This is a genomic window from Rhizobium sp. FKY42 (genome assembly GCF_005222835.1).
Classification (GTDB): Bacteria; Pseudomonadota; Alphaproteobacteria; order Rhizobiales; family Rhizobiaceae; genus Neorhizobium.
The window spans coordinates 249621-272149 of sequence record NZ_STGA01000073.1; the positions used below are offsets into that span (position 1 = coordinate 249621).

Genomic DNA, 22529 nt, shown 5'->3' on the forward strand with positions numbered 1-22529 from the left:
TACAAGAAAAACAAGGGGAAAGCTGCCGAATGACAATAAGCATTTCACGGCGGCCTAGATGTTTAAAGTGTCACATTGCATTCATGAAGTGGCACTACGAGTTGCGCCCACACGAACCAGACAACGGAGGACATCGTGATGACCAAGACCAAAAGACTGCTGTCACTGACCACGGCAATCATGGTTGCATCAAGCAGCCTGGCACTCGCAGAACCAAGCGCAGAACTGATCGCAGCCGCCAAGAAGGAAGGCATGCTGACCACCATCGCCCTGCCCCATGACTGGTGCGGCTATGGCGAAGTCATCGCTGCCTTCAAGAAGAAGTATCCGGAAATCAAGGTCAACGAACTGAACCCGGATGCCGGTTCGGCCGATGAAGTCGAAGCCATCAAGGCAAACAAGGACAACAAGGGCCCGCAGGCACCTGACGTTGTCGACGTCGGCCTGGCCTTCGGTCCGCAGATGAAGGCGGAAGGCCTGCTGCAGCCTTACAAGGTATCGACCTGGAACGAGATCCCGGACAACGTCAAGGACGCCGACGGTTACTGGTACGGCGACTATTACGGCGTCATGTCCTTGCTGGTGAACAAGGATCTGGTCAAGAACACTCCGAAGGACTGGTCTGACCTTCTGAAGAAGGAATATACGGGTCAAGTCGCTCTCGCCGGTGATCCGCGCGCCTCCAACCAGGCTATTCTGGGTGTGCTGGCAGCAGGCCTGGCTACGGGCGCAAAGGCTGGCAAGGAAGCAGGTGAAGCTGGCCTGAAGTACTTTGCCGAGATGAACAAAGCCGGAAACTTCGTACCTGTCATCGGCAAGGCTGGCACGCTGGCACAGGGCGCGACTCCGATCGTCGTCATGTGGGATTACAACGCACTGTCTGCCAAGGACAAACTGGCCGGAAACCCGCCGGTTGAAGTTATCGTGCCTGAAAAGGGCGTTCTGGCTGGCGTCTACGTGCAGGGTATCTCTGCCTACGCCCCGCACCCGAATGCTGCGAAGCTGTGGATGGAGCATCTCTATTCCGACGAAGGTCAGCTCGGCTGGCTGAAGGGCTATTGCCACCCGATCCGCTTCAACGCCATGGCGAAGGCCAACAAGATTCCGAAGGATCTGCTGGACAAGCTGCCGCCTGCTGCCGCCTATGAGAAGGCCTACTTCCCGACGCTGAAGGAAGTTGATGACAACAAGGCAGCCGTTACCGCGGGCTGGGACAAGGTTGTCGGCGCAAACGTAAAGTAAGTTTGGATCATGATGCTGCCCTGGTTGCAAAGACCAGGGCAGCATCGCAAAACTGTCATAATCACAAATGTCACGAACAATAACGTTGAACCACAACGAGCGGGAAACAGGGGAATGACCACACAGTTACGACCGGCGGCCTCTGCTCCGGTAAAGCGCTTTCGACTGCCCCTGCACTGGCTTGGCGTCCTGCCTTTCGCGACATTCGTCGTGCTTTTCATGGTACTGCCGACGCTGAGAATCGTTGTCGGTGCCTTTCAGCGGCCCGATGGCAGCTTTACGATCAACAATATCGTCAATCTTTTCACGCCATCGATCATGGCGGCCTATGAAATTTCGATCCGCATCAGCGTTGCATCGGCCTTTTTCGGCTGTCTGATCGGCTTTGCGGTTGCCGCAGCCGTCGTCCTGGGCGGCCTGCCGCGCTGGATTCGTGGCCCATTGCTGACCTTTTCCGGAGTTGCCTCGAATTTCGCTGGCGTGCCCCTTGCCTTCGCCTTTCTTGCCACCCTTGGTCCCTTGGGCATTGTCACCGTTTTCCTGCAGCAGCAGCTTGGCATCAATCTGCGCGCGCTCGGCTTCAATCTCCTCTCGTTCTGGGGTCTGACGCTCACCTACCTCTTCTTTCAGATCCCACTGATGATCCTGATCATCACACCGGCACTGGACGGTTTGAAGAAGGAATGGCGGGAAGCGGCCTCCATCCTGGGCGCAACGAATGCGCAATACTGGCGTATGGTCGCCCTACCCATTCTGACGCCTGCCATTCTCGGAACTTTCGCGCTTTTGTTTGCCAATTCCTTCGGAGCCGTGGCAACTGCCATCGCCTTGACCGGCTCGTCGCTGAGCATCGTGCCGATCCTCTTGTTCGCACAGATCCGCGGCGATGTTCTGGGCGATCCGCATCTCGGCTATGCGCTCGCCTTCGGCATGATCGTTGTCACCGGCGTTGCCAACACAATCTACATCGTGTTGCGTGCACGCAGCGAAAGGTGGATGAAATGAAGCGTCTCTGGGCCTGGGTCGCGCTCGCTGTCGGCCTTCTGTATTTCATTTTGCCGCTGGTCGGCATGACCAACTTTTCGCTCAAGATGCGGCGCGGCGAATATTCGTTCGACGCCTATATGAAGGTCTTCGCTGACGACCGATTCCGCGAAACCTTCACCTATTCGGTCACGCTGGCGCTCTTCACCATTCTGGTCGGCGTATTGCTGGTTGTGCCAACTGCCTATTGGGTGCGGCTGAAGCTGCCTTTTCTACGGCCTTATATCGAGTTCATCACGCTGCTGCCGCTGGTTATCCCCGCCATTGTCATCGTTTTCGGTTACATCCGTCTCTACAATACGTCTAGTTGGCTACCGCTGACGGGTAGCGCCTTCGGCACAGATCTGCTGCTGGTCTTCGGCTATACGACGCTCGCCCTGCCCTATATGTACCGCGCGGTCGACACCGGTCTGCGAACTATCGACGTCACCACTTTGACGGAAGCAGCGCAGAGCCTGGGTGCCGGTTGGATTACAATCATCGGCCGGATCATTCTGCCGAACGTGCTAGTCGCAGTGCTTTCCGGTGCCTTCCTGACCTTCGCCATTGTCATCGGCGAGTTTACCATGGCGGCGCTTCTGAACCGTCCCGCCTTCGGTCCATACATGCAGTTGCTCGGTGCGAACCGTGCCTATGAGCCCGCAGCGCTCGCTGTCATCGCCTTCGTCATCACCTGGGGCTGCCTTGGCCTGATCCAGTTGGTCTCCCGCCTGCAGAAATTCGCGCAGCGCCCGGTTTGAGGAATTTTAGTTCATGAGCTTTTTGACACTCTCCCATCTCAAGAAGGCCTTCGGTCCGGTTCAGGTGGTCCATGATTTCAACATGTCGATTAACAAGGGCGAGTTTATCTCGTTCCTCGGCCCCTCCGGCTGCGGCAAGACCACCATCCTGCGGATGATCGCTGGCTTCGAAACGCCTTCGGACGGCTCTATCGCTATCAACGGCAAGGACCAGACAAGTCTGAAGCCAAACCAGCGCAATATCGGCATGGTGTTTCAGGCCTATGCCCTGTTTCCAAACATGAATGTGTTCGACAATGTTGCCTTCGGTCTCAAGGTCGCTGGCAAACCGAAGGCCGAGATCAAAGCCCGCGTTGAAGAAATGCTGAAGCTCATTCACCTGGAACACCTGGCTGACCGCTATCCCTACCAGATGTCCGGCGGCCAACAGCAACGCGTGGCGCTTGCTCGCGCCCTTGCCCCTGCGCCGCAGGTTCTGCTGCTCGATGAGCCGCTCTCGGCGCTCGACGCCAAGATCCGAGTTTCCCTGCGGGAGGAAATCCGCCAGATCCAGCGCCAACTGGGTATCACAACCGTTTTCGTCACGCACGATCAGGAAGAGGCACTTTCGATCTCGGACCGGATCGTGGTCATGAATGCCGGGAAGGCGGATCAGATCGGCACACCATCCGAGATCTACAGCAAGCCAACCACCCGCTTCGTGGCCAATTTTGTGGGCACCTTGAACATTGTAAATGCACAGGTCCGGGAGCCATCGGCGGGCGTTGTTTCCGTGGCGGACCATGTTCTTGTGCTGCCCAAACCACTTGAAGGCAAGCAAGCGGGAGACACAATCTCTCTTGCCTTTCGCCCGGAAGCGGCAAGCCCTGCCCCGCAGACTTCGTCAGGGGCACTTAAAGGCAACGTGGTTTCCTCACATTTCCTGGGATCCGTCGTCCGCACAAAAGTGGACATCCAGGGCAATATGATCTCGTTTGATGCCTTCAACGATCCCAATAATCCAACACCGCTTCCAGGCCAGTCTTTAGCGCTTCAGCTGAATCCCGAAGGTTTGATGGTGCTCGACGATTAAAAGCGAGGGCAAGACCCGCTTGAACATCGGCGGCAATGAATTTTCCTGATGATCAAGGGCTTCGTCGAAGAAACCTATCTGAATAGGTTCGAGGCGGGCTTGCTATCGTCCGGAAAATACGTGCTGCCGATCTGCCACGTCCTGAGCTTCGGCGGCGTAAGGCCCATGCTCCTCAATGCATTGAGGCCTCATGTCAAGCAACAGGTGCGAATAGAATAAATTATCAAATGCTGTTTTTATAGTAAAATTTCGGGATTTGACGATAAGTCTTCCTGAGAATAATTAAAATTTGAATAAATTTAAATTGTCTGCTTCAGTTTAAATTAAATGCCCCGTTACAGCAGAATTGCTAGCGCTGCGCGACTGTCCAAGGGAGATCAGACATGAAGGTTGGTGATAAACCTGGCAATCCATTCGAAAATCCCCCTGGATTTGGCGGAGGCTCGCAAGGCACCGGAAAAGGTACGGGGGGAGATTCGGGCACCACGTCTTTTCGTAAACTGCCGCCTCCGCCTGGCTTCCTGCCGCCGAACGGTTCCATGCCCTCACCCAATGGCAATACCATCTTTATCACGATCCCTCCGTATGGTGGGAATGGGGGGTCTGGATCCGGGTCCGGTACTGGCGGCGGCAGGGGCACCGGCGGCGGTGGCGGCACCGGCGGTGGTACAGGTAGTGGCGGCAGTGGCGGCAGTGGCGGTTCAAGCGGCAGTGGCGGCAGTGGCGGCAGTGGCGGCAGTGGCGGTTCAAGCGGCAGTGGTGCTGGAGGTGGTAGTGGTACCGGAAGCGGTTTTGGTGCCTATTACAAGCTAGCTGAGGGAACCCCTCAATTTGGTGGCGGGTCCGGTACTGGTATGGGCGGCAGTGGCGGCTCCGGCGGCAGTGGCGGTTCAAGCGGCAGTGGCGGTTCAAGCGGAGCCGGACAAGGAAAAGATCAGTGGGGCAATCCGGCAGGCGGCACTCCCATTCCCGGCCAAGAAGGCGCGGTAATCATAGATGGGCCAAACGGAAAAGAGATCTGGTACAAAGGCAACTTCATTATGTACGCGCCCGCACCAATGAACTTCCCATCTCCTCCAGCAGCTACTGGTCCTAACTCAAAGGCAATAGCAACGGATGCCGGTATGGGCGGTGGTGACGAGGGCGAATAGCCCGCACTCTGCCTTATGGCAGCGCACGCACAACCGGGATCGCCTCATGCTGGGATCAGGCCCGGACAGATAGAATGATAGTGTTCGAGCGTATCGTCAGATGCGCTCGAACATTGAGAGCCGACATTATCTGGCTTCACTTAACAATGTCAGAATCAGATATTTCAGATCGGCCAGTGCTTAACTGCGCACGAGAACTGTCGCCAAAGGACAAGGTCCGCAGCCGCGTCATTCGAAGCGCAAAGGATGGACTTGATGGCAGGGTTTGGAACCATATCCAACTCCTGGTACGAACGTCCTCGTTGAAACGTCGATATCAATCTGGATACGCTATCTTCAGACGAATTTGGATACGCTTTCTGCGGCCGAATGCACATGGAACCGGCGGCACGATCGGTCATCGACAACTAAGCCCACTCTAAAGCGCGGCGCACTTTAGAGTGCATCGCTCATTTTGCGTCCAGACTGCCAACACGATGCAACCCAGACAGTCAAATGGAGCATTTCAGGTAAGCCTGTCTTTTTTCGCAAACGCTCATCTTGCGCATCTCTGATGCGCCTTGGGACGGGTCAGGAATCCCTTTGCTTCTGCTCCAAGCATTTTTCTATAGCATGTCGCGCAAAAGTGTGTAGCGGTTTTGCGGCGACTACATGCAATAAAACAAAGACTTAATGCGTCAGGTGCGGATCTGAAAGATGGCGACCCGCTTTAGGCAGCCGCCTCGGTTTCGGTATTGCCTGGTACATAATTCAGCACCGGCCCCAGCCAACGCTCGACCTCCGAAATCTCCATGCCCTTCCGGCGAGCATAGTCCTCCACCTGATCACGCTCGACCTTCGCCACACCAAAGTAGTAGCTATCCGGATGGCCGATATACAGGCCTGAGACCGAAGACCCGGGCCACATGGCATAGCTTTCCGTGAGTGTCACGCCTGTCGTCTTCTCCGCATCGAGAAGAGCGAACAGGGTCCGCTTCTCCGTGTGGTCTGGCTGCGCCGGATAGCCGGGAGCCGGACGAATGCCCGCATAGGCTTCAGCCACAAGTTCCTCGTTGGAGAAGTGCTCGTCCTTGGCATAACCCCAGTATTCACGACGCACCTGCTCATGCATGCGCTCGGCAAAGGCCTCTGCAAAGCGATCGGCCAGAGCCTTGACCATGATGGAGGAATAATCGTCATTGGCGCGCTCGAAGCGCTCCGCAATCGCCACTTCCTCGATGCCGGCGGTCACGACAAAGCCGCCAACGTAATCCGCCTTGCCGCTCTCTGCCGGTGCCACGAAGTCTGAAAGAGCCACGTTCGGACGGCCATCGCGTTTGGAAAGCTGCTGGCGAAGCGTATAGAACGTGGCAAGTTCCTCGCTGCGCGCATCGTCCTTGAACAGCCGGATATCATCGCCCACGGCATTGGCCGGCCAGAAGCCGATGACAGCACGCGGACGGAACCACTTCTCATCCACGATCTTCTGGAGCATGGCTTGGGCATCCGCATAGAGTTGCCGCGCCGCCTCGCCCTGCTTTTCATCTTCCAGGATTGCCGGAAAGCGCCCCTTCAGCTCCCAAGTCTGGAAGAAAGGTGTCCAGTCGATATAAGGCACAAGATCTTCCAGCGAATAATCATCGAACACCTTCGTGCCAAGGAAGCCAGGTTTGACGGGCTGATAGGCCGCCCAATCCACCTGCTGCGCATTGGCGCGCGCGCGCGCAATCGGCAACCGCGTCTTTTCGGCTTCGGCACGCGCATGGGCCGCGGCCACCTTGGCATATTCGGCGCGAATGTTGTCGACATAGTCCTCGCGCCCGCCTTCTGCCAACAGATTGGAGACGACGCCGACAGCGCGGCTGGCATCAGTGACATAGACCGCCTGCCCTGCCTGATAATTGGGATGGATTTTAACCGCCGTGTGCACGCGGCTGGTCGTTGCGCCACCAATCAGAAGCGGAATGTCAAAGCCCTGCTTCTGCATCTCGGAAGCGACATGCACCATCTCGTCGAGCGAAGGCGTGATGAGGCCGGAGAGGCCGATGATATCCACCTTCTCCTCACGCGCAACTTCCAGAATCTTCGTCGCAGGCACCATGACGCCAAGATCGATGATCTCGTAATTGTTGCAGGCAAGTACGACGCCGACGATGTTCTTGCCGATGTCGTGAACATCACCTTTGACGGTCGCCATCAGCACCTTGCCGGCCGCCTGACGCTGGTCACCACCATTCTGGCGTTTCTCTTCTTCCATATACGGCAGAAGCACGGCAACCGCCTGCTTCATAACACGGGCGGATTTCACCACCTGCGGCAGGAACATCTTGCCCGCACCGAACAGATCGCCCACCACGTTCATGCCCGCCATCAGCGGGCCTTCGATGACATGCAGCGGACGCTCTGCCTGCAGGCGAGCCTCTTCTGTATCCGCTTCGATATACTCGGTAATCCCGTTGACCAAGGCATGCTCAAGACGCTTAGCAACCGGCCATTCGCGCCAAGCAAGATCCTGAGTCTTCGCCTCCTTCGCTCCGGTGCCACGGAAGCGCTCGGCAATTTCCAGCAGGCGCTCGGTGGAATCCGGGCGGCGGTTCAGCACCACGTCTTCGCAGGCTTCGCGCAGTTCGGGATCAATGTTTTCATAGATCGCAAGCTGGCCCGCATTGACGATGCCCATGTCCATGCCCGCCTGAATGGCGTGATACAGGAACACCGCATGCATGGCTTCGCGCACCGGCTCATTGCCGCGGAAGGAGAAGGACAGGTTGGATACCCCGCCTGAAATATGCACCAAGGGCATTTCCTTGCGGATCGTGCGCGTCGCTTCAATGAAATCGACACCGTAATTATTGTGCTCTTCGATCCCGGTCGCGACAGCAAAAACGTTCGGATCGAAAATGATATCTTCCGGCGGGAAGCCAACCTCTTCCGTCAGGATCTTATAGGCGCGGCGGCAAATCTCCACCTTGCGATCGTAGGTATCCGCCTGCCCTGTCTCGTCAAAGGCCATCACCACAACCGCAGCACCGAAGGCGCGAATGAGCTTTGCCTGCCGAACGAAGTTCTCTTCGCCTTCCTTGAGCGAGATGGAGTTGACGATTGCCTTGCCCTGAACGCACTTCAGGCCACCCTCGATGATTTCGAACTTGGATGAATCGATCATCACCGGCACGCGGGCAATATCCGGCTCGGCGGCAATGAGGTTCAGGAACTCCACCATGGCGCGGCCGGAATCGATCAAGCCTTCGTCCATGTTGATGTCGATGATCTGCGCACCGTTTTCCACCTGATCGCGCGCGACGGCCAGAGCAGCCGTGTAATCCGCATTGGTGATCAGTTTGCGGAACTTCGCCGAGCCGGTCACGTTCGTGCGCTCGCCCACGTTAACGAAGGGAATGTCCTTGGTCAGCGTGAAAGGCTCAAGGCCGGACAGCGACATGAACGGTCGGTGCTCCGGCACCTGGCGCGGCTTGAATTCGCTGACCGCTTCGGCAATCGCCCGGATGTGCTCCGGTGTGGAACCGCAGCAACCGCCAACCACGTTGACGAGGCCTTCCTTGGCGAATTCGCGAACCTGCTTCGCCATGGCCTCCGGCGACTGGTCGTACTGGCCAAACTCGTTGGGCAGACCAGCATTCGGATAGGCGCAGATGAAGGTGTCCGCGACAACGGATACCTCTTGCAAATGCGGACGCATGGCATCTGCACCAAGCGCACAGTTGAAACCGACGGTGAACGGACGCGCATGGCTGACGGAATTCCAGAACGCCGTCGGCGTCTGGCCGGACAGCGTACGCCCCGAAAGGTCGGTAATCGTGCCGGAAATCATCACTGGCAGGCGTATACCCTTGGCGATGAAGCGCTCTTCGCAAGCGAAAATCGCCGCCTTGGCGTTCAGCGTATCGAAGATGGTCTCAATCAGAATGATATCGGCACCGCCGTCAATAAGGCCATCGATCTGCTCGGCATAGGCCACTCGCAGATCATCGAAGGTTACGGCACGGTAGCCCGGATTGTTGACATCCGGCGAGATGGAGGCAGTGCGGTTCGTTGGTCCAATGGCACCAGCCACGAAGCGGCGCTTGCCGTCTTCGCGCATGGCACGTTCAATGGCGCGGCGAACGACCTGCGCGCCTTCCTTGTTCAAGTCGTAAACCGCGCCTTCCATCTGGTAATCGGCCTGAGCGATGCGGGTCGAGGAAAATGTATTTGTCTCGATGATGTCCGCGCCAGCCTTGGCGTAGCGGTAGTGAATATCCTCAATGGCTTGTGGCTGGGTGAGGATCAGAAGGTCGTTATTGCCCTGCTGGTGACAGGCACACCCGATAAAGCGATCGCCGCGAAAATGGTCCTCGTCAAAACCCAGTCCCTGGATCTGCGTTCCCATGGCCCCGTCGAGAATGAGGATGCGTTCGCGCGCAGCCTTCGCCAGCGCCTCGAAAATCTCCTTGCCATCGCGCGCCGCGCCTTCCGGACCAAACAGCTGATCAAACACGGGCATCTCCTCAAACTACATCTTCGCACTGCGCTTGATCACATAAAGATATCTTTATGTCAATCTAACTGCCTGATATCCCTGCAACGGCATGACAGTATCGAATGAACAAGATATACGCATCTTCTATTCAAAGTTCCAAATCCCTGGAGACCGTTCATGAGCGCCACCGGCCAGAACCCACTGAACTGGGCTGATCGTCCCTATCATCGTCAATGGCTGCTGTCGCAGGCGGAAGGATTGATGGATTTCTTCCAATATCGGGCCATAAATCCGAAGGGCGGCTTCTTTGATCTGGATCGCAGCGGAGCGCCTCTTAACACCAACAATCCGGTACGTGGCATTCATGCGAGCGCCCGCATGGTGCATTGCTTTGCCATTGGCGATCTTTTGGGGCGACCAGGCGCTGCAGACGTGGTGGATCACGGCATGCGCTATCTCTGGGAAAAGCATCGCGATCAGAGATATGGCGGTTATTTCTGGCAGGCTAATGATGAAGGCGCAGCAGATGCCTCCAAGCAGGGCTACGGCCACGCCTTTGTTCTCTTAGCCGCTTCTTCGGCGAAAGCGATAGGCCATCCGCTGGCTGATAAAATGCTGACGGACATTACCGAGGTTCTCGAAACAAAGTTCTGGGAAGAACGTCATGGCGCCATCGCTGAGGAGTTTTCCGAGGACTGGCAGGCGGTTCCGGGATATCGCGGCCAGAACTCCAACATGCATCTTACGGAAAGCCTGATGGCGGCGTTCGAAGCAACCGGCGAGCGGCACTACCTCCAGCAGGCAGAGCGCATAGCAGATCTTCTGATCAACCGCCGCGCACGTGAAGAAGGCTTTCGCGTCGCGGAACATTTCTCGGAAGACTGGGTTGTCGACCGCAATTACTATCACCCCAACGAAATGTTCCGCCCAGCCGGCACCACGCCCGGCCACTGGCTGGAATGGGCGCGGTTGCTGCTGCAGCTCTACGCGCTGGGCGGCAAGGCGCAAAGCTGGATGCCGCAGGCGGCTGAAGCCTTGTTTGAACGGTCCATGACACTGGGTTGGGACAATGAAAAAGGCGGCTTCTTCTACACGCTGGACTGGCAGGATAATCCAGACAAGCGGTCCAAGCTCTGGTGGCCCATGTGCGAAGCGGCGGGCGCCGCGCACTTTCTCAACCATCATGTGCCGAACCGCTTCCACGAGGAAAGCTATCGCAAAATCTGGTCAACGATCGCCGCGCATTTTCTCGATCGTGAAAACGGCGGCTGGTTCGAAGAGACGACGGAAGACCTCAAGCCCTCCAATACGCTGTTCCCCGGCAAGGGCGATATCTATCACGCATTCCAGGCTTGCCTTATTCCGCTGTTCCCGGCGACAGGCAGCCTGACGAAGGTTATTGCCGAGAACGGAGCCGCTCTTTGAAATAGAAAAGCCTCCGCTATTTCCCAGCGGAGGCTCCGTTCAGGATCAGTAGCGCCGGACGGGCGGCCGCATGTCGCCTTGCGGGTTCATGCGGAAAGCAGCAAGATCCCGCTCGGCGTTGGAAAGGTCGTAGCTCAGATCATCCGCCTCGCGACGCAGACGGCGGATTTCGAAATCGTTATCGTCGATGCGCATCTGAATTGCACGACGATCCTGATCCTTCGCATTCTTGAGTTCGCGGTAGCGCTGGTCGGTATCCTGCTCGCGCGAACTGATGCTGGACCGTATGGAATTCATGCGCTCACGGACTTCGTGAACCCGCTTGCCCAACGTGTAGCCGCGCATAAAACCCTGCTCCAGATCAGGGGGGCAAACATTGTTGTAGCCATCACCTGCTTCTCCACGCTGAGCACCGCTCAGCGGCGTGCAGTAGCGCTTGATCCCTTCCTGGAAGCCCTGATACCAGGTCGTCTGGTCTGGAACGACCTTGACGCGTTCGCATGATTTGACGTGGTCCGCAAAGCGGCTTTGCGGATTATAGCCAGCGGCACCATCCGTATCGCCAATGACTTTCCAATTGGCCGCGACGCATTCTTCCTTCGACAAGGAATAACATGACGGCAAAAGGCACATTGCCCCCAAAGCGCTGAGCACCAGCAGTTTACGCATTCCCCTCCACCCCCAAGGTGTAATGTTGTAGAGGAAGAATAAGCAAATAAATCGTTAATGCGCTAGCCTGTGAGCCTGCCGATTATGAGCCTTCGTTGATTTTCCACCATCGAGGAAAGTGGCGATGGACGATCTATCGGTTGCGCCCGACCATATCCCGAATGCGTGCAGCCAGGAAATCGTAATCATAGGGCTTGGTGATCAGGCTCGCCTGGTCCAGACCTTCTGAGCCGGGCACATGCAGATCTCCTGTTGCAAAGATGACGGGCAAGTTTGGATGCCCTTCCCTCAGTTTACGAATAAGTTGCAACCCATTTATGTCCGGCAGATGCACGTCGGTGACCAGAATGTCGATCGCGGCACCATCAATGGCTTCCATTGCTTCCTTGCCGTTCCCAGCCTCGACGACGACCATGCCGAAATCCTGCAAATAGTCCGCCGTGGAAATGCGGATCAGCGCTTCGTCTTCACAAAGCAGTACGCGGATGGATGATGTACCAGCGGGTGTTTGCTGAGGCAATTTGGGGCCCTCGGCGCCTGCCTGACGTTCCTTGGCCTTGTCCAGCAGCATCCGGATCTTGCGGGCCAGTGTCTCGCGTCCATAGGGCTTGCTGAGCAGGTTGACGCCGGGATCAAGCCGTCCCCCATGGACAATCGAATTTTCTGTGTAGCCCGAGGTAAACAGAACCTCGATGTCCAGACGGCGCTCCTTTGCCTTCCGCGCAAGCTCGCTGCTTTTCAGACGGCCTGGCATGACCACATCGGTGAACAGGAGATCGATTGAAACTCCGCTTTCGATGATAGCAAGTCCGCTGTCTGCATCACGCGCCTTCAGCACAGTATACCCCAGGTCAGCAAGCATCGAAACGGTAATGTCCCTCACCGCGTCATCGTCCTCGACAACCAGGACCGTCTCGCTGCCGCCTGCAATGTCACCTGCCGTCTCTTCGACAAGCATATCCTCTGCCTGCATGGAACGTGGCAGATAGATGCGCACCGTCGTTCCGCTGCCTTCCTCGCTATAGATGTTGATATGCCCGCCGGACTGTTTCACAAAGCCGTAGACCATGGAAAGGCCAAGCCCCGTGCCCTTGCCTTCAGGCTTGGTGGTAAAGAACGGGTCGAATGCGCGTGCTAGCACATCAGGCGGCATGCCGCAGCCCGTGTCGCTGACAGCCAGCATGACATACTGCCCCGCCTCGACATCGAACGCGTTCTGAGCGTAGCGATCATCCAGATAGGCATTGCCGAGTTCAATGGTCAGCCGACCGCGTCCGTCCATGGCATCACGCGCATTGATGGCCAGATTGAGCAGCGCGTTTTCGACATTGGATGGATCGACCAGCGTATTCCACAAACCGCCGCTGACAATCGTGTCGATCTCGATCGCCTCGCCCAGACTGCGGCGCACGAGGTGGTCCATTTCCCGCACAAGCCGTCCGAGATTAACGACCTTCGGTGCAAGCGGCTGCCGACGACCGAAGGAGAGAAGCTGCGATGCGAGCCTTGCGCCGCGCGAGGCGGCCGCGAGAGCATTGTTGAGCCGACGTTCCGTCTGGTCGCTTTCGGGGAGCTCACGGCCCAGAAGCTGCAGATTGCCGGTGATCACCTGAAGCAGGTTGTTGAAATCGTGCGCGATCCCGCCCGCCAGGTTCCCGATCGCCTCCATCTTCTGGCTTTGACGCAGAACCTCCTGCGTCTTCAGCAGTTCGGCGGTGCGTTCCTCAACACGACCTTCCAAGGCCGACGCAAGTGTTTCAAGGCGCGTCTCCGTCTTTTTCTGATCTTCGATATCTGTGCTCGTGCCAACCCAGCGCACGATGACGCCATCGGCATTGCGAATAGCGACAGCGCGGGAGAGGAACCAACGGTAGTTCCCTTCATGGCACCGAAGACGGACTTCAGCCTGGAACTGCTCGCCGCTGGCAACTGACGCAGACCAGCCATCGCTGACCCGCTGCAAATCCTCCGCATGCAAGGCCCCTGCCAGCAGGTCCGATGGCGGAGGATCGGTAGACTCTATCCCGATATAATGCGCCATCTGCAAATTGCACCAGTCGAGTATACCCGCCGGTATGGCTGTCCAGACATGGTTCGGCACGGCTTCAGCCAGCGTGCGAAAACGCTCTTCACTTTCTCTCGCGGCATCTTGTGCGCGGCGTACTTCGGTGACCTCGTGCCCTTGCACGAAGATGCCGGTGACAGCCCCCGAATCGTCCCGTAGCGGCTCGTAGATAAAATCGAGGAAAATCTCGTCGGCAGAAGATTCGGCACTGCGCTGCAGCAGAACGCGCGCGCCAGAGGCACTGTATCCCTGCCCCGTCGAGTAAACCTGATCCAGAAGCTCGTAAAACCCCTGACCATCGATATCCGGCAGAGCGTCCCGAACACTCTTGCCGATCAGATCATCACGCCCCACCAGTGTCGTGTAGGCTGCATTGGCTATTTCGAAGATATGTTGCGGGCCTCGCAGAACGGCCATGAAGCCCGGCGCCTGCTCGAACAGGCTTCGCAGATATTCGCGTTCCCTGCCCAGCGCCAGGTTCTCACCGGACACGGCATCGGCACGGCGCATCACGCCCGTTTGCACGTCAAAACCGGTCGTCGATTGGCGCAACAAATGTAGTTCGGTCACGTCGACCGTATGCTGAAGAATAAACCGGACGCTTCCGTCTTCACCGAGAATTGGGGTGTGCGTCGCGCTCCAGAACAGCTCAACCATCGAGCCATCGGGTCCCGCGATCGGATAGGGAATAAGCGGAAGATGATCAACCTGGCGTGTTTTCAGCACTTTGGCGAAGGATTGCCGAAGCATTCGTCCGCTGGCGCTCTCGGGGTCGCTGGGAAACGCGTCGAACATGTTCCGACCAAGCAACTTCTCCCGTGATTGCATGGTCGTCGTCAGGTAAGAATCGTTCATGCCGACGATGACAATATCGGGATCGACGATGACATAGGGGTTGGGAGAGTGATTGAAGAGCTCTTCGATATCCTCTCCGGACAGCCCGGCCCGTCGAAACATGTAATACCCCTGCGCCCCGCAATTCTGATTTCTCAGTTTATAGAGCGCTCAGGCAATTATACAAGAATATTGATATAGATGGTGGAGAGTGGGTCACAGTACTCGGGCTTAAGCATGGTCCGCGCAGCCAATCCACCAACCACCGCGACGGCAGCTCCAGATTAGCTGAAGATCGGAGAATTATCTGCCAGGTGCGATGCAGCAGATGTGTCTCGCTGATAAGAGTGACGCATTCTATCGGCCCGCGTCTCTGGTGCCTCTTCCCGTGTCAGGGGAAACAATCCGTCTGCGTAGGTTCCCGTTGCAGTCTGGTGATCCTCCAACTCCAGCGCGTCCGCCTGCCTCATCAAAACCTGCAGGAACTTCTTCATCATGTCGCCCTCCCGTCTTCTTCCTCTCGAAAACGGCCAATGCGCACTTCAGTTCCAACCGGATTGGCCACCAGTCGTCACCGGACCTGCACCATTCCTGCCCCAAAATCGACCGCGCCGAATTCGCAAAACTACGTTCGGCAACGATGACGGAACATCTGTGAACATTTTGGCAACCCTCAATCGCCCGGCACAAGTCCTCCACAGGATGTCCACAATAGTTGCCGAGAGTAAAAGTCTCGTGAAGGCTCTGGAATCAAATTGCTTTACCGGCGAAATTCACCTGACCTGTAGACAAGCGCCACTGGAGGTGGCTGTGAACAGTTTAAAATACAGGCAAGTGTTGAATTGCAGACCTCTGATTCATTTTTGTCGCAATCGTGCTTCATCGTCGATTCGACTAAAGGAGGACGCAGACATGGAACACGAACTGACCCTGAAAGAACTGGCGGCGGATCCTTTGATCCTGATGGTCATGCGTGCAGATGGCGTGGCGGAAGATTCGCTTCAGGATCTGATGCGGCAGGTCGCAGAAAGTGAAATCAGCCGACTGCAGCTCCAGATGCACAAGACGCGCGCCGATGAGTTCTACGCCCGGCTTGATGAAAGCCTCGCACACAACGCGAAATCGCCGCGACCAAAAGCTTGACGCAGCACTTGGGGCCCATCGTTGAAGCGCAAAATTCCCGGTTTGATACACTCCGCCTTACTGGCGCGAGCTGTCGCGTGCGACACTGTAAACCGGACGTAGCAATGACAGGATCGATCTTACCGGGTTGTCCCGGCATCGCCCTCGCCGTCAACCTCGGATAATCTCACGAAGACTACTCCCTTTCGCTTTAGCGCCATAAGCCCCCGAACCACCCCTGCCCCGGCCTCATGCGTCGGCTGATTGATATGGGCGATCACGACATCGCCATCCTTTGCGCCGGCGATTTTGCGCTCCGTCATTACCGCTCCAAGCAGGGAGCCGCCATCGCCGTTCAGGGAGTAGCCAGCAATCTTGTATCCCATCCGTCGGATCTGCCGGATCGCGCTCTCGTCATATTTGGCAGTCGCGCCGCGAAACCAGCGTGGCGGTGAAAATCCCGCAGCTTTTACCGCTGCGGCACCAGCGGCCACCTCGCGTTCCACAGCGGCGCTGCTGCCGGCAGCGGGAATGCCGTAGATCTTAACCGGCACGTCTACCGCCGGAATATGATTTTCCCCGTGGTTCTCAACATCGAACAGGTCGGGATGCGCGCGCAGGATCGCAATGGCTTCTGGATTGCTGCGAAGCCACCGCGCCGTGACAAATAGCGTAGCCGGAATGCGTTCGTCGACGAGCGTGGAGAGAATGCGGCTGTCGGCCTGTCCCATGCACGCGTCAAACGTCAATGCCACCCGAGGTGCGGTGCCGGACTGCGCACCGCCGAGCTTTAGCTTCGGTTCCAGCAACGCACGAGTTGTTGCGGAATGTGGTGCTACCTTGGCCGCGGGCAGATTGACAGTAACCTGTGGCTCCCCGGCAGCGAAAGCGGGCGCAGCAAGACACATCAAACCAAGCAGAGCAAACTTGCGCATATCCGATTTCCAACCAGTTCCATTTGGGCAAGATCGTCCGCCATAAGACAGTGGCGAAATTTGGTTGTCATCCCAATTTTCTATGTATCACTTCGGAACAAATATGATAAATCGAGAAGTCTTCGTATACCAAAATCAAGGACAGGAAGACCAATTGGACAATCCTTGCTTTGATAGACACATCATCTCGGACTAATCTATCGCAACATGTTTCATTTTGGACCATGTTGATAATTTCCAGATATAAGGTTGAAAATTTGCGATGTGCACGGCAGGGAACTTGGAAGATCAACGCACATTGAACTATGCTGAATCACAAGCATCGGTACCAGGCGGTACATGTTGTGGAGTTGTTGCAATGAAATTCGATTATCCGGCGCCCGAGAGTGTCCTGATGCCCTATGAGCTAGCGATGTTGCAGCGTTTGTTCAACCGCGCGGTGCGAAAGCAGGGTTACGCCAAGACTGGCGTTGAGGCAAAGATGCTTGCCACGACGATGATGGATCTCTACCGCCGCGGCCTCAGGGATGAACGAAAACTCCGCATCATGTTTGCAATTTAGCTTATCACCCAACGATCCAGCTGGCGTTGCGCAGCAATTGGGTCGTTCTCCACTGCGATGAACTGCATTCTTCAAGCAATCCCGGTTTCAGCCGGGATCGCTTGGCGCCTCATCAGGGTCTGATATCGAACCGCATTTCGACGGTTACAGTATAAGTAGTTTCGCCTCCCGCCACAGGCACGGAATCAGCCTCCTTCGCCATCGCCATTCGCATCATTGGAGCGGGCGCAACCGGCTGCAGATTTGTTTCGGAAATATTGACGACAGGCCCTAGCGTCACTCCAGCGGCCTCGGCCAAAGTTTTCGCCTTTTCCATTGCATCTTCGACGGCCTTGCGGCGCGCATTCTGATAGGCAGCTTTCGGCTCATGATTGGTGAAGGTGATCTGCCCGCCCTGATTGACACCTAGTTTCACGGATTGATCGATCAGCTCGCCGAGCTTTGGCAATTCGCGCACACGGACAGTCAGGGAATTCGTGACCTGATATCCAATAATGACCGGTTGTTGATTGATGTTTTGTGGCGTGGACTGCCGGTCACTGTAACGCGGAAAAATCGAGAAATCGCCGGTCTGGATATCCCGATCCGCTACCCCGTTCGCCTTCAGCGCGTCGAGCACCGAACGCACTGCCTCATTGTTCTGGGTAAGCGCTGCCTGAGCCGTTTCCGCCATGCGCGTCACTGAGAGATTGACGATTGCCATGTCCGGCGCGATGCTGGCCGTTCCCTCGCCCGAAACGGTGATCGCCCTTGGTTGCGTCGGTGGAGGCGGCGCCTGCGCAAACGAAACGGCAGGCAGCACAAGGCTCGCCATCAGCGCAAGGGTAGTTGCTTTTGCAGGAACAGATGGACGAAGACGGAAGGACATGATTTTCTCCGTTTATGAATTATGTCTGCACAAACATTGTCATGCCTGGCTCGAACATGGATGCGGCCTAGCCTCTGCCTTACAACAGAGGATGGTCTCCTTGCCCCAAAAGCTGTGGAACAGGCATGATAGCTGCGCCTCGATTGTGTAGCCATTACGGCAACGCTTGCTGCCAACCAGTTTTTGCGTTACAGCCCAACCCAAGCGACGGAGCGAACCATTGCGCTCTTCGCTGTGCCTTCTGATACAAGGCGCGGGCCTGTAGCTCAATGGTTAGAGCCGGCGGCTCATAACCGCTTGGTTGGGGGTTCGAGTCCCTCCGGGCCCACCATTATTTCTAGTTCGTCAGACTCGATGATTTTTTCGTCAGCTCGATTGCTCTCACGGTGTAGCTTGACGCCAAGTTCCGGAATTTTGACGGCAGGTTCCGGAAAAACCGAATTCTTAAAAAGATGCCGGATCAGTTGGGACGTAGCCTTCGAAGGCTTAGACCAGAAGACGACTCAGCGCTTCAGGCGTATGTGTTAAATGCAGTACACAGTTCATCATCACTCGAAATTATAGCCTCAAGGATACGGAGGCCATCGCCAAGTAAGCGCCTTTCGCGGGCTGGATCTGTGCCGCTCTGCCATCCCTTTCCCCCATGAAAGAGATTGTTGCGCATCTGTGCTAGAGAAAGCAGTAGACACACTAGCTCGGACCCACTGTACTGCGCAGTCTCCCACGCAACTTTGCCACCATCCCAGACCTGTTTTAGTGGGGGATTAGCAATGTAAAACAGCACCGCAGCGTTCAACAGGGAATCCTGGGTCCGCCGTTCTGCAAATCTAAGCGTTATATGCTGCGCTACGGCTTCAGGATCTACAGCAAGTTTCCTGCGCTTTTCCCCCTTATGAATATAGCCACATTCTTTCGCAGCATATTCAAATCGCGCGTAGAGCACGAAAAAGCGAATTGCTTCCTCACGGTCGATATGCAGATTTTCAACAGCCGCCTCAAATAGATCTCTCATAGATTCACTTCCGTTGGCGAGAGATCTGCCCTCAATTCCAATCAAGTTGGCCCAGTTCCATTTCAAGCTGCTCTTCCGGCTCCAGAGGCTTCATGATCCCGCGATATGCTCTCTGCATCAGTTTCGGCGCTTCTTGATGATCGGAAGCGTGTATCATCGTAAACATCTGCCTCCCACCCTGCTCTCTCTCGAAAATGGGATACGAATAGACGTGTCGATAACCCAGATCCGTCCGAAAGCGATCTTCGAACCTCATTGAGAGCTTAGTAGGGCCAAGCTTTGCTAATTCGCGCCAATCAGAGCGACCCCACCATGCTTCAGGGATGTGATCATTACGGGTAAATGCTTGAAGCGTTCTATTCAGCCAGCCAACTCCAAGGAAATAGAACAACTCAATTTTGTTGCTGCCGCTATTTTTGTGGGTAGCAAGGCGAACCAGCGTTTTCCATTCACATTCACACGCAAACTGGTCAAGGAGGCAAAAAGTAGCGGTTTTGTCCGTTATGAAGCCGCTAGCGAGAACCTTTTCAACTTCTGTATTAAAGTCTCCGATGTGAACACTGATATGACGTTTAGGACGGATCTCTGGCTGTCTTGCCTTGAGTTCCTCCAGATACTTTGCCCTCTCAGGATCCAATTCGCACCAAAAGAACTGTCGAAGGAATTTAGGTTCACTGTCGACGACTAGACTTGCAGCCCAACTGTCCGGCTTGTCAGGCTCTTTGGGGGCGGCAAACCCATCGATATAAGCGCCATGTTTTGTGATGAAGACGAAATAACGGAGATACCGCGCAATTAGTTGGGCTTTATTTTCAGTCCAAACTTTATGCTCGGCGTTCCGTCGCATCTTAAGCGGGGAAAGATGAAAAGGAGAATCTGGAAATAGTTCAGTTTGTTTTGCCATACACTATGGCAAAGCCATGATCGCCGATTCGTCAAGACATCATGCAGCATCTACGGTTGCAATTTTCGCCCTAGGAAACTCTCTGATAATTTCACCATCGAGAAGTCCGCCACCTTTCCCAAATTGGTCCTGTTCCTTTACTTCCAAACGCGATGCCCCGTGTTCCTTGAACAAAGGATTGTTCGTCACGGCACCCCACTGTTTGAAGAATGGCGCGATGCCAAATGCCCTGCAATCAGCGACGACATCCCGTACCCATTTTGGATCAAGCGGTCGTGCGCCATGCCCGCTTTCACCACCACTAATCAGCCAGTCAGGCTTTGGATCACTCTCGGCAATACGAAGAGGCCCAATCGCAGGTTCGTAGGAAACAAACCAAACAGCCGCAGGGATTTCGTCGATGAACCGTTTACGCTGATCAAAGCGTGTCTGATCTTCCGCCGTGAAGCCTAGCCATACGTTCTGATATCCGTGCGAACCCCAGTCCTCTGGGAGCATCTTCTTGATATTCTGAGGGCGCTTTGTCAGAAGCTGCCAGTCCAACGCCGGTGTCGCCTTGATCACTTTGAATAGATCCGCCCGCCATTCCGGATCGGCCTGGTTATCAAAGACATCAGCCAAAGAAGCGCAAAACACGCGTTGACGGCGTCCATTCTGAGCCGCGAACTGTGCAGCTTTCTGCTGCCAGATATGCGGTGCCTTCCAATAGGCTTCAGTCGTCCGCTTTCTGGGAGAATTACCCCATTTAACGTGACCAGATCTCTTGGACCAAGCCTCTGCATAGCAGTTGTCGCAGCCTGGGCTGATATTGGTGCAGCCAGTCCAAGGGTTGAAGGTGTGGTCAGTCCACTCAATCGCTGAATTCATGGCCATTGCACATCTCCTGGAAACAAATCAGTCACATTGTACCTTCAACTTTTACGGTCGACAAAAAGTTAACATCGCTTCTCAGGCCTAAAATTCGATCCGACTGATGATAGGTTCAATTTCGCTAAAAGCCTCCTCAAACCCTCTTTGAAACCTCTTCAAACCCGCTCCTGCTCGTCCGCAGGAATGACCCTATAGACTGCTAAATGGTTGGCCGCTTGAAGCAGAAAGTCTAACGGAGCCGAACACTCAATCTCAATGTTGACGATACGCTCTCGACAGTTGCATCTTCGGTACATCGCTCCGATCACGCTAAATCAAATTTCTGATCTACGGTGCTGCTTAGTCCGTTCGTAAAATCTGTAATCCTCAAGAGCCTCACGAACTTCATCGGTTAATCGCTGATGGGATCGGAACATCTCTTCTAATTCATCAGGCCCCGCTTCGTTGCCTATTCCTTTATGCGTTGCGGAGTGTGCTTTCAAAGCCTCATTCCACGCGGCATCTGAATGGGAAGGGCCTGCGGCAAATACCGCGTGGGCGTAGTCAAAGTGATCGTACTTGTAGCGTACCTTCGAGACGACATCATCCGCATTAACACCGACCGTCTCTAGTGTTTTGCTGATCTGTGCTATGAGCTCCCTCTTGGTCCCGCGTGACATCCCTCCCCATCTACCCGATCCGTATATCAACTCGGCTGACAGTGAGGCCCACGTAGTAGCGAGGGCTTGCAACTCAGTTATGGTCGCTTGAGCTTCTTGGATCTTCCTTTCTAGCTCTGTACTCACTCCTTGAGCGCCGAACTGCAGCGAAACGATATCATCAACTCGACTACCAAGTAGCGCCACCAGCGCTGCCAGCAACATCAGGAATTGCCCGTCCTTTCCGGCCAAGACCAGATAAACAAATATGCCTATAAGCAAGAGCGACATTCCGGCAAAGATCTTCGGTAAAAGCGATTTCTTTCCGGATGCAGACGTTGTCGCAGGGCGTTCCGACATAGGAGAATCCTCTAAGCAATTTTCAACCAATAGAGGTTTCCCGCCATCATTATGTCAATTAACTCTGCGCATATTTTAGCTCTTCAAAGGGGTCGCCCCATTTGAAGAGCGTATTTTATTCCGTTGCGTTTAAATGGGCAGCTTTGAGAGTTCGCCACGCATACGCTGCAGCCAGACTGACCACCCCGTTACCGGCCGCATTGGATCGGTCCACCCAATCGGCCACCCCATGACCCAATCCGAAAAGTTCGGGTTGAAGCTCAGGGTACCTTGCGAGGATCGGGGCCCAGCGCTCAAACTCAGATGGAGCGGGTGGGAAGATGGGAAGCTGAAGGCTTGGCTCGGCGTTGCTCCGCAGGCCCTGATCAGCAGCCAGATCTGTGTCCAGATCCTTGCCGCCTTCCCGATCCCGAACTGAGATCCGCCCGCGTCCGCATCGTCCCGAAACCTCAGCCGGTTGTTCACCAGCTCCAGTTCGATCTTCGTGCAGTAGAGGGACTTTGTCGGCGTGGGCCACAATGAAGAGCCGCCGACGCTGGTGGGATGCGCCAACTTCT

Annotated in this window: 19 protein-coding genes and 1 tRNA gene; 9 read left to right on the plus strand and 11 right to left on the minus strand. The window is 55.7% G+C overall.

Annotated elements, in window-relative coordinates:
- Positions 1-135 precede the first annotated feature (135 nt).
- The 5 genes from E8M78_RS22815 (at position 136) to E8M78_RS22835 (ending at position 5249) form a co-directional block, all read left to right on the plus strand.
- Positions 136-1242 (plus strand): ABC transporter substrate-binding protein, encoded by a 1107-nt coding sequence (locus E8M78_RS22815; protein ID WP_137137209.1) that lies wholly within the window; start codon positions 136-138, stop codon positions 1240-1242.
- Between the two features lie 114 nt (positions 1243-1356).
- Positions 1357-2247 (plus strand): ABC transporter permease subunit, encoded by an 891-nt coding sequence (locus E8M78_RS22820; protein WP_137137210.1) that lies wholly within the window; start codon positions 1357-1359, stop codon positions 2245-2247.
- Positions 2244-3026 (plus strand): ABC transporter permease, encoded by a 783-nt coding sequence (locus E8M78_RS22825; protein ID WP_137137211.1) that lies wholly within the window; start codon positions 2244-2246, stop codon positions 3024-3026. The genes E8M78_RS22820 and E8M78_RS22825 overlap by 4 nt, the downstream gene beginning before the upstream one ends.
- Positions 3027-3039: 13 nt before the next feature.
- Entirely contained in the window at positions 3040-4098 is a 1059-nt protein-coding gene (locus E8M78_RS22830; RefSeq protein WP_137137212.1) for an ABC transporter ATP-binding protein, read from the plus strand.
- A 383-nt stretch (positions 4099-4481) separates the two neighbouring features.
- The gene (locus E8M78_RS22835) at positions 4482-5249 is read left to right on the plus strand and encodes a hypothetical protein (protein WP_137137213.1); all 768 of its coding nucleotides are present in this window, start codon (positions 4482-4484) and stop codon (positions 5247-5249) included.
- 709 nt (positions 5250-5958) lie between these two features.
- Here E8M78_RS22835 and metH read toward each other — a convergent pair.
- Positions 5959-9726, minus strand: a complete 3768-nt coding sequence (gene metH, locus E8M78_RS22840; RefSeq protein WP_137137214.1) for a methionine synthase — start codon at positions 9724-9726, stop codon at positions 5959-5961.
- A 159-nt stretch (positions 9727-9885) separates the two neighbouring features.
- On the opposite strand from metH, the gene E8M78_RS22845 reads away from it, so the two are divergent.
- The gene (locus E8M78_RS22845) at positions 9886-11133 is read left to right on the plus strand and encodes an AGE family epimerase/isomerase (protein WP_137137215.1); all 1248 of its coding nucleotides are present in this window, start codon (positions 9886-9888) and stop codon (positions 11131-11133) included.
- Between the two features lie 45 nt (positions 11134-11178).
- Here E8M78_RS22845 and E8M78_RS22850 read toward each other — a convergent pair whose 3' ends face one another.
- The 3 genes from E8M78_RS22850 to E8M78_RS22860 form a co-directional block, all read right to left on the minus strand.
- A complete protein-coding gene (locus E8M78_RS22850) occupies positions 11179-11802 on the minus strand; it encodes a DUF2799 domain-containing protein (protein ID WP_137137216.1) in 624 nt (207 codons plus the stop codon).
- A gap of 133 nt (positions 11803-11935) precedes the next feature.
- Positions 11936-14824 (minus strand): response regulator, encoded by a 2889-nt coding sequence (locus E8M78_RS22855; RefSeq protein WP_137137217.1) that lies wholly within the window; start codon positions 14822-14824, stop codon positions 11936-11938.
- Positions 14825-14985: 161 nt separating this feature from the next.
- On the minus strand, positions 14986-15198 hold the full coding sequence (locus tag E8M78_RS22860) for a hypothetical protein (RefSeq protein ID WP_137137218.1): 213 nt from the start codon (positions 15196-15198) through the stop codon (positions 14986-14988).
- 415 nt (positions 15199-15613) lie between these two features.
- On the opposite strand from E8M78_RS22860, the gene E8M78_RS22865 reads away from it, so the two are divergent.
- Positions 15614-15844 carry a hypothetical protein gene (locus tag E8M78_RS22865; protein WP_137137219.1) on the plus strand — a complete coding sequence of 77 codons (231 nt, stop codon included), beginning with the start codon at positions 15614-15616 and terminating at the stop codon, positions 15842-15844.
- A 119-nt stretch (positions 15845-15963) separates the two neighbouring features.
- Here E8M78_RS22865 and E8M78_RS22870 read toward each other — a convergent pair whose 3' ends face one another.
- Positions 15964-16758 (minus strand): polysaccharide deacetylase family protein, encoded by a 795-nt coding sequence (locus tag E8M78_RS22870; RefSeq protein ID WP_137137220.1) that lies wholly within the window; start codon positions 16756-16758, stop codon positions 15964-15966.
- A gap of 358 nt (positions 16759-17116) precedes the next feature.
- On the opposite strand from E8M78_RS22870, the gene E8M78_RS22875 reads away from it, so the two are divergent.
- Positions 17117-17320: a hypothetical protein gene (locus E8M78_RS22875; RefSeq protein ID WP_137137221.1), complete on the plus strand. Its 204-nt coding sequence runs from the start codon at positions 17117-17119 to the stop codon at positions 17318-17320.
- Positions 17321-17432: 112 nt separating this feature from the next.
- Here the strand turns inward: E8M78_RS22875 and E8M78_RS22880 are convergent, their stop codons facing one another.
- Complete coding sequence (locus tag E8M78_RS22880; protein ID WP_137137222.1) at positions 17433-18188, minus strand: SIMPL domain-containing protein; 756 nt, start codon at positions 18186-18188, stop codon at positions 17433-17435.
- A gap of 255 nt (positions 18189-18443) precedes the next feature.
- Here E8M78_RS22880 and E8M78_RS22890 point away from each other — a divergent pair.
- Positions 18444-18519 (plus strand) — tRNA-Ile (locus E8M78_RS22890).
- A 180-nt stretch (positions 18520-18699) separates the two neighbouring features.
- Here E8M78_RS22890 and E8M78_RS22895 read toward each other — a convergent pair.
- The 5 genes from E8M78_RS22895 to E8M78_RS23680 form a co-directional block, all read right to left on the minus strand.
- Complete coding sequence (locus E8M78_RS22895; RefSeq protein ID WP_137137224.1) at positions 18700-19200, minus strand: hypothetical protein; 501 nt, start codon at positions 19198-19200, stop codon at positions 18700-18702.
- Positions 19201-19231: 31 nt separating this feature from the next.
- On the minus strand, positions 19232-20104 hold the full coding sequence (gene tcmP, locus E8M78_RS22900) for a three-Cys-motif partner protein TcmP (protein ID WP_137137225.1): 873 nt from the start codon (positions 20102-20104) through the stop codon (positions 19232-19234).
- A gap of 39 nt (positions 20105-20143) precedes the next feature.
- Positions 20144-20977 (minus strand): DUF5131 family protein, encoded by an 834-nt coding sequence (locus E8M78_RS22905; RefSeq protein ID WP_137137226.1) that lies wholly within the window; start codon positions 20975-20977, stop codon positions 20144-20146.
- A 311-nt stretch (positions 20978-21288) separates the two neighbouring features.
- Positions 21289-21972 carry a hypothetical protein gene (locus E8M78_RS22910; protein ID WP_137137227.1) on the minus strand — a complete coding sequence of 228 codons (684 nt, stop codon included), beginning with the start codon at positions 21970-21972 and terminating at the stop codon, positions 21289-21291.
- Between the two features lie 129 nt (positions 21973-22101).
- Positions 22102-22529 (minus strand): hypothetical protein (locus tag E8M78_RS23680; RefSeq protein ID WP_205910287.1); only part of this gene is annotated, 428 nt, incomplete at its 5' end.

Coding starts and splice junctions, on each gene's coding strand:
- E8M78_RS22820 (WP_137137210.1), top strand. CDS start 1,357: ATGACCACACAGTTACGACCGGCGGCCTCTGCTCCGGTAAAGCGCTTT.
- E8M78_RS22825 (WP_137137211.1), top strand. CDS start 2,244: ATGAAGCGTCTCTGGGCCTGGGTCGCGCTCGCTGTCGGCCTTCTGTAT.
- E8M78_RS22830 (WP_137137212.1), top strand. CDS start 3,040: ATGAGCTTTTTGACACTCTCCCATCTCAAGAAGGCCTTCGGTCCGGTT.
- E8M78_RS22835 (WP_137137213.1), top strand. CDS start 4,482: ATGAAGGTTGGTGATAAACCTGGCAATCCATTCGAAAATCCCCCTGGA.
- E8M78_RS22845 (WP_137137215.1), top strand. CDS start 9,886: ATGAGCGCCACCGGCCAGAACCCACTGAACTGGGCTGATCGTCCCTAT.
- E8M78_RS22850 (WP_137137216.1), bottom strand. CDS start 11,802: ATGCGTAAACTGCTGGTGCTCAGCGCTTTGGGGGCAATGTGCCTTTTG.
- E8M78_RS22855 (WP_137137217.1), bottom strand. CDS start 14,824: ATGTTTCGACGGGCCGGGCTGTCCGGAGAGGATATCGAAGAGCTCTTC.
- E8M78_RS22860 (WP_137137218.1), bottom strand. CDS start 15,198: ATGATGAAGAAGTTCCTGCAGGTTTTGATGAGGCAGGCGGACGCGCTG.
- E8M78_RS22865 (WP_137137219.1), top strand. CDS start 15,614: ATGGAACACGAACTGACCCTGAAAGAACTGGCGGCGGATCCTTTGATC.
- E8M78_RS22870 (WP_137137220.1), bottom strand. CDS start 16,758: ATGCGCAAGTTTGCTCTGCTTGGTTTGATGTGTCTTGCTGCGCCCGCT.
- E8M78_RS22875 (WP_137137221.1), top strand. CDS start 17,117: ATGAAATTCGATTATCCGGCGCCCGAGAGTGTCCTGATGCCCTATGAG.
- E8M78_RS22880 (WP_137137222.1), bottom strand. CDS start 18,188: ATGTCCTTCCGTCTTCGTCCATCTGTTCCTGCAAAAGCAACTACCCTT.
- E8M78_RS22895 (WP_137137224.1), bottom strand. CDS start 19,200: ATGAGAGATCTATTTGAGGCGGCTGTTGAAAATCTGCATATCGACCGT.
- tcmP (WP_137137225.1), bottom strand. CDS start 20,104: ATGGCAAAACAAACTGAACTATTTCCAGATTCTCCTTTTCATCTTTCC.
- E8M78_RS22905 (WP_137137226.1), bottom strand. CDS start 20,977: ATGGCCATGAATTCAGCGATTGAGTGGACTGACCACACCTTCAACCCT.
- E8M78_RS22910 (WP_137137227.1), bottom strand. CDS start 21,972: ATGTCGGAACGCCCTGCGACAACGTCTGCATCCGGAAAGAAATCGCTT.